The sequence below is a fragment of the Diaphorobacter ruginosibacter genome, from assembly GCF_014395975.1.
GTDB classification, from domain to species: Bacteria; Pseudomonadota; Gammaproteobacteria; order Burkholderiales; family Burkholderiaceae_C; genus Diaphorobacter_A; species Diaphorobacter_A ruginosibacter.
Window position 1 is genome coordinate 2,111,260 of the sequence record NZ_CP060714.1, and the last position, 13,046, is coordinate 2,124,305.

Below are 13,046 nucleotides of genomic sequence, written 5' to 3' on the forward strand. Positions count from 1 at the left end.
AAGATTCGTTTGGAATGTGTCTTAACTTGGCCAGATGCATCAAAAAACCATGCACCACCTGAACGAATGCAGCTACTTTGCATGGATGGGCCATTTGACGAGATTCACATTCGCGCCTTGCCAAAGGGAGGATGACATTTGGCTCCCTTTAATTGGTGGTTTCTTTTTGTAACTTTATTATTCAAAAGATAAATGTCAACAATTCAGTAGATAAATATGCCCGATTGTTTTAATGTTCATACCCCACATTGCAATCGCAATAATTACAACGATAGGAAAAAAATATTTTTGAGGGTTTCCGTGCGTGTGCATGCGGGCCAACGCAAGCGGATCAACAACGGGACGGAGGAGAGCATGTCGTATTTGCATTCGAGTATGGAGGCGGAGGAGTCCGTCGCCATGGCTGGCGTGGCAATGGGCCACGTCAACACGGGGCCGGCGCCGCTGTGGCCGACCTTTCTTGTGGGTCAGGATGACAAACCCGTCAGGGTGATCCTGATCGATGATGACGCACATATGCAGCGCGTGGTCGCCCAGGAGTTGATGGCCGACTCGCGTACCTTGCTGGTGGGGCAGGCGGCCGGCGTCAAGGACGGTCGCCGGCTCATCAAGCAACATGAATTCGACGTGATGCTGGTGGACGTGAACCTCAACGATGGCCAAGGCTATACGCTAATCGAGTTCATGAAGTTCCAGCGTCCTTCGGCGGAGGCCATCATGTTCTCGGTGATGGAGAGCGATGAACAGGTGCTGCGGGCCTTCGAGGTGGGAGCTACCGGTTATCTCGTGAAGCACTCCTGGTTCGGCAGCTATCCGCAGGCCGTGCTGCAGGTGGCCAATGGCGGGGCCTATATCACCCCTCATCTTGCACGGCGGCTCATTCAGAAGTTCGACGCCCGCAAGGCTTCCCCCAGCCATGTCGAAGAGCATGTCACGAGCGAGTCGAGGCTGCTGTCGGAGCGCGAGAAGGAGGTGCTGCGAATGGTTGCCAACGGCTACACCAGCGCCGAGATCGCAGTGCGGCTCGAGATCAGCACCATGACGGTCAATTCGCACATCAAGAACATCTACCGAAAACTGCATGTACGCACGCGAGCGCAGGCTGTGCAGTTCGCGTCGCTGCGCAGGTTGTTCTGAGAGGCTGGCAGCAGGCCGGAACTGGCTCTCCCCCGGCGGGGCCATTTCCGTTCCCGGGACGGCATATGCCACGCTTGACTCCACTTGGGCCTCTTCTTTTGCTGGCTGGCAGCCTGCTCGCCTGGCTGGTCCAGTTTGTAGGAGGACTGTTCTGGCTGTTTTCCAATCTCCCTGCTGAAACGGGATGGCCGCTGACGCTATGTTTCGTGGAATTGCTGAACCTGGCGGTGGGGGCCTCACTCGTGGTGATGCTGGTTCGCACGCTGTATTGGCATCCGCGGCGCAATGCCCAGACGGCAGCCGCCGTGCGCAAGGAGCGCCAGCGCATTGCAGGCGAGTTGCATGACCTCGTGGGTTCGCAGATCGTGAACGCGCTGCTGCTGCTGGACTCTCCGGCCAACCGGCTTCATCCGGCGGTCAGGACGCTGGAGCAGTGCATGCTCGACCTGCGGCTGCTGGTGGAGGTGATGAGCGACCAGAAGGGGGATCTCGCGGAAAAGCTGGCGGCCCTGCGCTACCGCATCCAGCCGGTGCTCGACAAGCGCGGCATCTGCCTCACCTGGATCATGGACGTGGATGATGGCGAAATGCTGCCCAGGCGCGCCCACGCGCGCGAGCTCTGTCGCCTGGTGCAGGAGGCGGTCAGCAACGTGCTCCAGCATTCCCGGGCCACGCACCTGACGATCGAATTGCGGCCCCGCCGCGAAAGCGGCTGTACCGAATGGCTATTGCGCGTGATGGACAATGGCGTGGGCATGCGCCAGCAGCCGGGTGAGGGCGTGAAGGGGCATGGCGTCTCCAACATGAGGCGGCGAGCTCGCCGGGTCGGGGCGCGGATGAGCATTGTCTCGGAAGAGGGCATGGGCACCGAGATCGTGGTGATCGTGGACACGATGCAGTTTGCGCCCACCGTCATCGCCAGTACCTGAGATCGCCAAGCGCCATCGCCACACGCTCTCCAGGTACGTTCTTGGAACCGCCTGGCTGCGATTTCTGCTTCGGCTTCTATTTCTCTTTTTATTTCTATTTCACCTGTGCGAGGAGTGCCTTGCAATTGGCATCGTCCTGCGCGGCCGGCACCGTCACGGGCACCAGCGCAAGCGCTACCGGTGCGGCCACCGCAGCAGCTACCGCCACCCCTGCGCGCAGCAGCAGCGGGCCGCTCTCCACACCCACCTGTGGATCGGCGAAGGTGCCGCGCACATAGAGCGGTGTACGCAGCGAGAAGAACTTCCATTTGAGCGACTCGGGCTTGATGCGCATGTCCAGCTTCTCGTTCTTCAGGTCGATGGTGCCGGAGGCCTCGACGATGGCCTCCTCCGTGCTCATCTTCGCAAGCCGCGCGTTGGCGACGCCATCATGGATGGCCCAGTCGGCAACGGCGCAGCGCAGCCGGACCTCCTTGTTCTCGCCGAACAGCTTGGTGACGATCACGCTGCCCAGGTTGAGGGCTGCAAGATCAAGCAATTGCTTGCTGAAGGTGCCGTCGCGGATGAAGAGCTTGGTTTCTCCCGAACTGTTGCCCAGCATCGTCGCTACGGAGTTTCCGCGGGTCGCCAGCGAGAATGCACCATCGAGGCGGCCCAGGCTCTTCTTCATCAGCTCGGCATCGGGGAAGAGCGCCGAGAGCTGCAGCCCGTCGGCGCTTCCGCGCAGCGTGGCCTTGAGCGGCTTCTCGCGGCTGTCGAGTGTCACGTCGGCCTGGATCTTTCCCTTGGCGACGCCAAAGCGCAGTGGAGCCAGCGTGAGCACGGCATCCTTGAGCACGGCGCGCGTGCTCAGGTTCTCGATGGGCAGCCTGGACGGGCGGATGATCTGTTCTGCCGTGAACGCGATGTCCAGATCCATGGCGCCCCAGCGGCCGGTCTCGAATGGCGTGTCGGGCAGCACGCGGCCCTTGTTGCGCAGGGCCTTTTCCTGGGCCGACGAATTTCCTACCACCGGCCCGAGGTCCGCCAGGCGCAGCTTCTTGGACAGCATGCGGCCTTCCAGGCGCGGCCTGGGTTCGGCAGAGGTGTAGGTCAGACTGCCATGCAGATCGCTTGCACCCACCTGGCCGTCGAAATCGCGGTATTCCCAGACAGCCTTGCCGGGAGCGAGGCTGCCCAGCAGACGGCCCCTGGTTTCAAAGGCGGGCGTACTGGGAAGCACCAGTCCGGTGAGCGCATACAGATCGGCCATGCTGGCGCCGCGCAGCGACACCTGGAGGTCCATGCCCGAGAGGTCGCGCGGATTGGCCAGCACGCCTTCGGCCTGGGCATGCAGGCTGCCGGCACGGCCCTTGAAGCGGATCGGGTAGCTCACTGTCTTGCGCCGCAGCGAGAGAATCGGTCCCGCGAGACCTTCCCCTTCGACGCGTGCCTTGCCATATCTGCCCTGCAGAATGACATGCACACCGTAACGGTTGCCGTCATCATCGTCGCCGGAGTCGTCGGCAGCGAAGGTGTTGACGCGTGCGCGAAGCGCCATGTCCTTCACGCCATCCGAATAGCCCAGCCAGCCGCCTTGCACGATCAACTGCCCCAGGCTCATGTGCCAGGGCGTGGGGCCGGCGTCGGACGATCCCTTGAACGTCCAGTTGTTGGTTCCGTCGCGATGGCGTCCCAGCACGATGTCCGGCGCGGTCAGCATGACGGTATCCAGCGCAATCGTGCGATTGAGCAGCGGCAGCAGCCGCAAGGTCGCGGTCGCCCGCGCCACCGTGGCCATGGTCTGCGGGCTGCGGGCGGGGGCATCCATCTCCGGCGCGTTCCTGGCCTGCGCAATCAGCCGGCGGGCATCTTGCGCGTCGGCCTGTTCGCTGCGTTCGGCATCGCCCTGCATGCCATCGTCGTCTTCGGCGGGCTTTTCGGCGGACTCTGCATGAACGGGCGCCGATGGCCTGTGCACGGGCTCGTGGGCGGCGTCGGCGGGAAGCGCCACCGATGTGCTGCGAGTGGCCGCGGAGCGCTTGTCCGGCACCGAGGGTTGCGAGGCACTGCCGGGATGGGGTTCCACCTGGATCGCAAATCCCTGCGGGTTGCCGAGACGGATGTTCTCCGCCTGCACGGTGACGCCTGGAACCCAGCGCTTCCATCCGTGTTCCAGCGGCAGGGGCCAATGCCATTGTGCGGACAGGTCGCCATCGATGCTGAAGCTGCGGCCTGTGGCCTCGCTCACCTTGCCGGCCACCCAGGGCCTGGCGCTGTTCCAGTCCCAGTGCGTGATCACCACGATGGAGATGGCCAGCAACAACAGCAACGCGAGCACCAACCCCAGAAGCCAGCGCAATGGGCTGAAGCCGCGCTGCATGACAAGGCGCTGGAAGCGCCGCGCAGGAGTGTGCGTGCCGGTGGTGGGGGGTGTCTCGTCCATCTTCCTATCAAGTTCCGCTATCGAGGGATCCCGGGGCGGGGTCCAGGATCCGAGGCCGCAGGCTGTTTCTTCTTTACCTGGCGCAGCTACTAGCGCCGTACAAGTGGCTCACGATCACTCATGCGCACTGAACCAGTTGCGAAGCGATTGCTCTAACTCACATCAGTGTTTCGGGGTTGAGCGAATGCTAGCCGCTGCCATCCTCGCTTTTTCCCAATCCGTAACCACCTGATTGCTTGTTCCGGATCACCCGCGCGCAGTCCTTGTTGCTATTTAACTTGATCTGCGTGCATTTGCCTGATGCGGCTTGCGATCGGATTTGATGTGGCGATGATCTGACAGGAGGACAAAGATTTCACGAGTAGGGGGATTTTTACCCAACTGTGACATCTTTCTTTGATTAATAATGTCTATTAATCTAGGAAAAATGGTAGTCATCATGCTTGCTCTCACCAGTGAAAAAGTGCAAGGCGTCTTGGACGACGCCACCTACTTTGCAACGCTGTGCCTGGCTCGCGATGGCAAGCGCTATTTCTTCAGCTCCATCCATGTCGATGGAGACCCCGTGAGCGTGCCCAACAAACGCTGGTCCAGCCGCAAGGCGGCGTTGCAGGCGCTGGCGGTGCTGGCGCAGAGCAATCACAAGGCAAAGCCCGGACAGGTGGCGAGCTTCGCTCACGAGACCTTCGTGATGGACGACTTCGATGCGGTCAATGACAGCACCCTGAATGAATTGCGGGAAGCCTTGAACGACCCGCCTCCGGACGAAAAAGACATGGGCCCGACCTGAGGCCGTCAACGCGCTCCGGGATCGTGTTCGCCATCGACGGCGTGCCGGCTCTCTACAATCGCCGCCCATGCACAACTCCCATGATCCGCGCGTGCTTCCCATGCGCGACGGCATCAATCCCAGCTGCGTGGTGCTGCCTTCGAGCGGCGGCGGCAGCCTCGTTGATTTCCTGGCCGAGCGTCTTCCTGCTGTCTCGCGGGAGGACTGGCTGCGCCGCATCCATCTCGGCGAGGTGGTGGACGAGTTCGGCGTGGCCGCTACGCCCGAGCGCGCATTCGAGCCCGGCATACGTTTCTACTACTACCGTGAACTCGAGCAGGAAGCCGAGATTCCCTTTGCCGCGCAGATCCTGTTTCAGGACGAGCACCTGCTGGTCGCCGACAAGCCGCACTTCCTGCCCGTGGTGCCTACAGGACGCTTCCTGCAGCACACGCTGCTCGTGCGCATGAAGCGCGAGACGGGGCTGCGCGAACTGTCTCCCATCCATCGCATCGACCGCGACACAGCGGGGCTGGTGCTGTTCTCGACGCAGCGCGAGACGCGTGGTGCGTATCAAGCCTTGTTTCGCGACCGCTCCGTGTTCAAGGAGTATGAGGCCGTGGCGCCGTTCCGCTCCGATCTGCTGTTTCCACGCGAGCATGTCAGCCGCATGCAGGAATGCCCGGAGCAATTCTTCCGCATGCAGGAAGTGCCCGGCGAGCCCAACAGCCACACGCACATGGAAATCATCGAGCAGCAGGGAGGATTGGCGCGCTACCGGCTCAAGCCGGTGACGGGCAAGCGCCACCAGCTGCGCGTGCACATGAACGCGCTGGGCCTGCCGCTGATGGGAGATGGCTTCTATCCGGTCGTGAACGATCCTGCGGAAGGCGATTGGTCCAATCCGTTGCAACTGCTGGCCAGGCGGCTCGAATTCACCGACCCGGTCACGGGCGCAACACGGCGCTTTGAGAGCCAGCGCCGGTTGCGGGACCTGGAGAGCCTTTTGCTCTGAGCGCTCTGAGCCGGCTGCCTTCGAGCGTTTCTTCAAGCCCTGCGGCGCAGGGTGCGCACGCCACCCAGGGCCAGCACCAGCAGGGAAAGCATCCACAGGCCGATGGCGTTCAGCGTCGGCACCGCCGTCACTTCGCCCGTGGATGGCGCATCCTTGTTGATCGCCACGCCGCCCGGATCCTTGATCACCGAGTTGGCCCGCAGGTCGTGGTCGCCCAGTCCGCCGTCGGTCACACTGAATGTGACGGTGTTGCCTGAGATCACTGCACCCTTGAGCTGATACCAGTGCGCGGCGGGATTGTCGGCTGTCTTGCCGTACTTCCAATACTGCGCGCCACTCGGGAACGTGATCGGATAGGTCAGCGTGATCGTCACGGGCGTGCCCTTGGGACCATTGATGGCGGTGAAGCCGAACAGGCCTGCGGGGAACGTCAGGTTCGATGGCGGGGTTTCGCCGGACAGCGGGAAGAATCCGGTCACTTCCCAGCCCGATGCGTTCTGCGGACCGAAGGTCCAGCCATCGCCGGAGATCTGCGCGCTCACGGCGCCTTCCTTGATGCTGCCGGTGACCGTGGCCGATGTGCCCGCGGGCAGCTTCACCTCCACGCTCGCATCCTTTTCAGCGGCGGCGAAGTCGCCATTGCCCGGCTGGCTGGCGGTCACCGTGCAGGTGCCCGCCGTGTAGAACTTGAGCGTGGAGCCCTCCACCTCGCAGACGCGGGTTGTCTTACTGGCGAAGGTATTCACGGTCAGTCCGGTCGCATCGGTGGTGGCGCTCAGCGCCATGTCGGGGGCGATCAGCGTGACGCTGGCGGAGGGCAGCGTGAAGGTGATTTCCTGCGGTGCCTTGCCGACGCTGATGGTTACGCTGTTGGTGCTGGTGGCTTCATCGTAGCCACCGGATGCCGCATTCTTGGCGTTGATCGTGCAGGAGCCGATGGCGATACCCTGGACCGCACCGGTCGCGCTATCGAGCGAGCAGGCATTGCCGCCGGAGAGCAGCGTGTAGGTATACGCAATCACTCCACTGCCGCCGGTAGCCGTCACCTGGGCGGTACCGTTGAGTGCGATGCTCGTGCGATCCGCACTGACCTTGATCGGATCCTGCGGCTTGTTCGCCACATTGATGGTGACGGGAGCGCTCGACGCCTCGTCAAAGCCGGTGGACGCCGGATTGCTGGCCTTGATGGAGCAGGCCCCGACCGCGATGGCCGTGACCACGCCCGATTGAGGATCGACCGAGCAGATACCTGTGGCGGAGGTAACCGCATAGCTGAAACTCTTCGCGCCGCTGCCGCCGCCTGCGGTCACCTTGGCTGTTTCCCCGGGCGCGATCGAAGTCTTGTCGGCAGTGAGCGTGATCGTTTCCTGCGCCTTGTTCGCCACCGTGATGATGACGCTGTCCACGCTGGTCGCGGCATCGAAGCCGAGAGAAGCGGGATTGGTGGCGTTGACCTCGCAGATTCCTACGGCTTTGGGCGTCACCAGGCCACTGCCAGTATCAAGCGAGCAGAAGGAATCGCCGGAGATGAGTGCATAGACAAAGGCCTTGATGCCGCTGCCGCCCGATGCAGTGACCGTTGCAGTCTCGGAAACCGGCTGGATCGTGGTGCGATCGACGCTGACGGTGATGGGGGCTTGTGGCGCGTTGCTGAAGTTCACCGTCACCGGGGCTGCCTGCGCGTCCTGGTAGTTGGCGTTACCTGGCATGGTGGCGATGACCGTACAAGAAACGGTCTGCATGCTTGAAAGCACGTTACCTGCAAGCGCACAGGCTGCGTCCGAGCCGGGGGCCAGACTGTAGACAACGGTGGACTGGGTCGTACCGCCCTGGGTTGTGAAGGTCACGCCCTGGCCCGGTTGCACACTGGTGGCCGAGGGGGCCAGCACCAAGGGGGCTTGCTCTGCCTGGCCGATCACGACCTTCAGGGTACCGCTCGTCGCCTCATAGCGGTCATTGGCGGCCTGTGTGGCCACCACGTCGCAATCGCCGACGCCGGTGGCGGTCAACTGCGTGCCTTGAACCGTACAGGCACCCGTTGCGGAGTAGGTCACGACACCATCGCTAGCGTTGGGCGCTGCCGACAACGTCACGGTCTGGCCGTAGACCATGGCCGCCGAGCTGATGTCCAGACTGAGCGGCGGGAGCCCGAGCTTGGTGATCTCAATCGTCTTGCTGGCGGTGGCGCTGGCGTAGTTGCCATCACCAGCCTCCGTGGCGATGACCTTGCAGCTACCGGCCTTCAAGGCGCTCACGGTGAGTCCGTTGATCGTGCAGACATCCTGCGTTGCGGCATCCACCGCGAAAGTTTCCGGTCCTGAAGACAGCGCGTTGGTGGTGCTCAGTGTGCTCGTGGCACCAAACGTGATGCTGGGCGGAGTGGCGATGACGGCAAAGCCAGGCTGTGCGGCCTTGATGGTCGTGATGACGATGCGCGTCTCGGCGGGGTTGTAGTTGCTGTTGCCGGGGTCGGTCACCAGCACCGTGCACGAGCCTCCGGCCTGTTTGGCTGTGACCTGTCCGGTTGTGAGCGTGCAATAGGTGCTCGCCGTGGTGTCGGCCGGATCCAGCTGATAGGTCGTATTAGCGGCATTCACGCCGTTTTGCGGCGCAATCAGGGTCTGGGCGTTGTAGGGCAGCGGATTGGTTCCGGTCACCGCAGCAAAGTCGAGCTGATCACCCTTCAGGTTGGTGAGTTCAATGTTCTTGGTTGCGGAGCCCGCGCTGACCGCGATCGTGTAAGGGCCACCGGCATATCCATTGGCCGTCAGCCCACCGAGTACGGCGTAGCCGTCGGCATCGGTGGTGATGGTGGTCGTTCTGCTCGGGGTGTTGACGTTGGCCGTGGCGGTGGTCGGGCCGGTCTTGAAGCTCACGACCAGCCGTGGAATCGGTTGCCCCAATTTATCCAGCGCCCGGACCTTCACGTCCGCGAAATCCTTGTAGATCTGCACGCTTTGCTGATTGCCTTCGGTGATCTCGAACGTGCTCGGTGGACCATAGGAGTCGATGCGCCGCACCTCTCCGGTTTGCTGAGCCCAAGCGCTGTTGTTGGACGAACCGCCGGCATAGAGCACGGTGCGGCCCTGCGGTGCCGAGACGGAGCCGATGTCGACGATATCGGCCGACAGCGCGGAGAAGGCGTCCTGGTTGCTGGAGCCGAACAGGCCCCAGTAGTCCAGCGCGTTGTCAGCAGTCTTGAAGCGCGCGAGCAGCGCATCCTGGCTGCCGATACCGTTGTTCTGTTCCAGACCGCCTTGTGAGCCGGACGGAGAGGCAGTTGTCAGGTTGGTCACCCTGCCGCTGGCGCTTCCGAGCACGTAGTAGCTGCCGTCGTTCACCGGAAGCACGGCCGAGAGGCTGTCGTAGCCTGCGCCACCCAGGTATTGGGCGAACTTCACGGTGTTCAGGTCGTTGGAAAGGCGCACGATGAAGCCATCCATGTCGCCAGCCGGAGCGCCCGCGCCCATGGGACTGGGAAAGCCTCCAGCATTGGTTTCACCGACCACCAGCACATCGCCATTGTCAAGCTGCTTGACACCCAGGGCGCGGTCAGAAGTCACCGCGTTGGGGTTGGATGCGCCGCTCAGCAGGGTGAAGCCACCGTAGCCGGAGCCGTCCGGCAGAATGCGTGCGACGAAACCGTCCATCATGTCGCCGTTGGCGTCGCCGTCCACGGGGCGAGCCGATGGCGTTCGGTTGAAGCCGGTGGGCGCATTGGGAATACCGCCCGATGTGGTGTTGGTCTCCCCCGCGACGACGATGCCGGTGCTGGTCACCGAGATGGCATTTCCCATCGCGATATCACCATCGCTGTTGAGCGTGCGCAGGAAGTTGAAGCCTTGCCCATCCGCCCGCACACTGGCGATGAAGGCGTTCTTGCTGCCGGCGGCACTGCTGGGCGGGTTGGTCGACGTGCCCAGAAGCGCGGGAGTGCACGACTGCGCGGACGGGCAGGCCGCGTGTACAAAGCCTGTGACGTACAGCTGGCCTGAAGAATCCACGGCGATGGCATTGGCCTGATCGTCGCCCGTGCCGCCGAACATGCCGGACCAGACCCGTGCTCCATTCGCGGGATTGATCTTGGCGGCGTAGGCATCCTTGTCGGTCGTTCCCTTGCTCGTGCGCCACTGGGTATCTACGGAGGACCCCAATGTGATGAAATCGGTGGACTCGGTTGAGCCCGCGATATAGACGTTGCCCTGTGCGTCCAGGGCCAGCGCGTTGCAGGTGTCGATACCGGTGGCACCGCCATACTGGTACACGCTTGTTGTGCCTGAATCGGGAACCATGGCCACAAAAGCGTCTTTGCCCTGGGTTGTTCCGCACACCCAGGTTTTCTTGTTGGCCGAGTCGCGCACCACGGCGTTCACGGCGTCTCCCGAACCGCCAGCGAAGGCACCCGTGGGGTAATTCCATGCCGGGTCGATGACCAGGGGCAGGGCGCGGTCGAAGGCGCCCAGTTTGAAACCAACGCGCCAGGTGTTTGCATCGATCTGCGTGACCGCGTACTCGGCAGTCACACTCACGCGCTGCTGGCCCTTGATTTGAAAGGCGATGGGAGCGGCATCGCGAAAGCTGGTGCCATTCACACTCCAGTGGATCGCGCCATCCCCATCCACGCTCATGGCATCGGCGCCGCCAATGCGCAGGGCCACCGTGCCTGCATCGGCACCGGCGGCGAGCTCGAACTGGTATTTCAGGCCGTCGCGGGCGCTCTTGAACACCGTGTCCACCCCCGGCCAGACGTTCTGGTAGCGCAGTTCGGAAAAAGTGCCGCGATCCAGGCTCCAGGTGCTTTGGGGGCCGACGAAGGAGCTGAAACGGGTGGTTCCAGGCTGCTGCCCCACGGGGGGGACGGCCGCGCCAGCGTCAAAGGCATAGCTGAGACCCGCATGCACGCCGATGCTCTTGGTGAGGCCGCCGCCCGCCTTGGCCGCGCGCTCGATCTTCGCGCCCGAGGCATCGAAGCGGATATCGCCGCCGCTCGCCTTCACCACGTAGAGCGGCTGGGCCGGGGTGGTGGAGAAGTCGATGAATCGGCTGTCGCGATCCGTGAGGTCACGCTGCACCAGCGGCTCGCTTTGCGCGGATGCCAGCGATGCGCCCGTCAGCAGGGTGGCGGCAAGAAGGGTGTGGTGGAGCATGATGTCGGGTCGTGGGGGCGTGGGGCTTTGGCGTCGTCGGATTCGGATCAGCCTCGTGGAGGAAAGACGCCTTGCAACGCAATGCAGAAGTTCAAGGCCAGATAGGGGGGCATGTTGTTATGGGGCATGCTCCCTCCGGCCATACCCAATTGGGTTGGCGCCATCTGCATCAAGTTGGCAGCCTGTGATGTGAAGGCGCGCGTAGGCGCTACGCCAATGGCGACGCTGGCTGATGGGCTTGCCATGTTCACGGAGGCATCGGCCGCGTTGGCGGGGTGGAGGCTGTGCGTGTGCGGCGGAATCTCGCTGGTGAGCAGGGTCACTGTCTCAGAGCCGCTCATTTCGCCCAGATAGCGCTCTGACAGCCCTTGCCCCAGGCCGGGGTGCATTGGCATATGGCCTTGCAGGTCGGGGAGTGCGAATGTGCTCTTTCCGTCACCGCCATAGGTCGTTCCCAGAATCGAAAACAATGCGGTGTTCTGCGAGAGGGGCAACAATTGCCCCTGGCAGAACGCCCAGCCAGTGGGCGCGAAATTGAACGCGAATATTCGGATTTCGCCAACAAATGGATCGGCCATGATCTCAGTTCGGTGAAGGAAAGATGCCCACAAGGGCGATGATGAAATTCAGGGCCAGATACGGCGGCATGTTGTTGTGCGGCTGTGCTGTGCCAAACGCGTTCGTCACGCTGGCCGGCGCAAGCGATGCATCCGGACCAGGCGCGTAAGCTCCGTGCGAGGCCGCCGGTAGATTGCCGGATGGGGAGCTGCGGTTGCCCGTGTTCGCGGAGGCCGTGACCATATGGGTGTGCTCCGGCAATTCCTGGAGCCTGATCGTGTGGCTCTCGCTACCACCTTGTTGGCCGATGACATAGGGCCCGCCGAAAGACAGCGGCATGCGCCCGCGCAGATCCGGCAGGGCGAAAGTGACCCTGCCGTCACCACCGAAGTTGGTTCCCAGCAACGAGAACAGTCCCTGGTTCTGGTTGATGGGCAGGAACTGCCCGTTGCAAAGCGCCCAGCCTTTCGGGGCGAACTCGAAGGACGCGATGCGGATTTCGCCAAGGAATGGTTCAGCCATCAGGATTGACTCGGAAAAACGCCGAACAGCGAGATGATGAAATTCACGCAGAGGTACGGCGGAAGGTTGTCGTGCGGTTGCGCGCCTCCCGTGGCGGCAACCATGGTGGAAGGAAAGTTCCCCGTGGGAGCGTTGGTGTTCGCGAAGACCTTGTGATCGCGATGCGTGGCGAACACCGCATTGTGGGGCGATGCAATGGTTCCCGGGGTACTGGCTGCCATCAGCGCGTGGGTGTGTACAGGAACCTGGGTGCTGCTCAAGGTGACTGATTCCACCCCGGCCTTTTCTCCTAGCTGGTAGGTCTGTCCGCCTGGTCCGGTGCCTTTGTGCACCGGAATGCGGCCTTGCAGATCCGGAAGCCCGAAGGTGGTTTGACCATCCCCTCCATAGGTGGTGCCGATCAACTGAAACAGCGTCTCGTTCTCGGAGATGGCCAGAAGCTGCCCTTGACAGAACTCCCACCCCGCAGGGGGAAGTTGCCCGCAAAGATTCTTATCTCTCCAACGTATGGTTGGCCCATGTTGCCCCCGTGCAGCCCGTGATA

8 protein-coding genes and 1 pseudogene are annotated in these 13,046 nt (G+C 62.7%); 4 read left to right on the forward strand and 5 right to left on the reverse strand.

The genetic code is table 11. From position 1 onward, the window contains the following. The first annotated feature begins 399 nt into the window (after positions 1–399). Both H9K76_RS09630 and H9K76_RS09635 read left to right on the forward strand, forming a co-directional pair. Positions 400–1,137, forward strand: a complete 738-nt coding sequence (locus tag H9K76_RS09630; protein WP_246475508.1) for a LuxR C-terminal-related transcriptional regulator — start codon at positions 400–402, stop codon at positions 1,135–1,137. A 206-nt stretch (positions 1,138–1,343) separates the two neighbouring features. Next, the gene (locus H9K76_RS09635) at positions 1,344–2,066 is read left to right on the forward strand and encodes a sensor histidine kinase (RefSeq protein ID WP_187599886.1); all 723 of its coding nucleotides are present in this window, start codon (positions 1,344–1,346) and stop codon (positions 2,064–2,066) included. 94 nt (positions 2,067–2,160) lie between these two features. Here the strand turns inward: H9K76_RS09635 and H9K76_RS09640 are convergent, their stop codons facing one another. Beyond that, entirely contained in the window at positions 2,161–4,491 is a 2,331-nt protein-coding gene (locus H9K76_RS09640) for an AsmA family protein (RefSeq protein ID WP_187599888.1), read from the reverse strand. 439 nt (positions 4,492–4,930) lie between these two features. Between H9K76_RS09640 and H9K76_RS09645 the strand changes: the two genes are divergently transcribed. After that, positions 4,931–5,281, forward strand: coding sequence for a hypothetical protein (locus tag H9K76_RS09645; RefSeq protein ID WP_187599890.1), 351 nt, complete (start codon positions 4,931–4,933; stop codon positions 5,279–5,281). Between the two features lie 67 nt (positions 5,282–5,348). Continuing rightward, complete coding sequence (locus H9K76_RS09650) at positions 5,349–6,275, forward strand: pseudouridine synthase (RefSeq protein ID WP_187599892.1); 927 nt, start codon at positions 5,349–5,351, stop codon at positions 6,273–6,275. A gap of 32 nt (positions 6,276–6,307) precedes the next feature. Here H9K76_RS09650 and H9K76_RS09655 read toward each other — a convergent pair whose 3' ends face one another. From H9K76_RS09655 to H9K76_RS09670, 4 genes and pseudogenes are all read right to left on the reverse strand, one after another. Then, positions 6,308–11,422: an IPTL-CTERM sorting domain-containing protein gene (locus H9K76_RS09655; protein ID WP_187599893.1), complete on the reverse strand. Its 5,115-nt coding sequence runs from the start codon at positions 11,420–11,422 to the stop codon at positions 6,308–6,310. 47 nt (positions 11,423–11,469) lie between these two features. Further along, positions 11,470–12,000, reverse strand: coding sequence for a phage tail protein (locus H9K76_RS09660; RefSeq protein WP_187599895.1), 531 nt, complete (start codon positions 11,998–12,000; stop codon positions 11,470–11,472). A gap of 4 nt (positions 12,001–12,004) precedes the next feature. Next, the gene (locus tag H9K76_RS09665) at positions 12,005–12,502 is read right to left on the reverse strand and encodes a phage tail protein (RefSeq protein ID WP_187599897.1); all 498 of its coding nucleotides are present in this window, start codon (positions 12,500–12,502) and stop codon (positions 12,005–12,007) included. Then, positions 12,502–13,022 (reverse strand): annotated as a pseudogene (locus H9K76_RS09670) (phage tail protein). The gene H9K76_RS09665 and the pseudogene H9K76_RS09670 overlap by 1 nt, the downstream one beginning before the upstream one ends. Between the last annotated feature and the right edge of the window lie 24 nt (positions 13,023–13,046).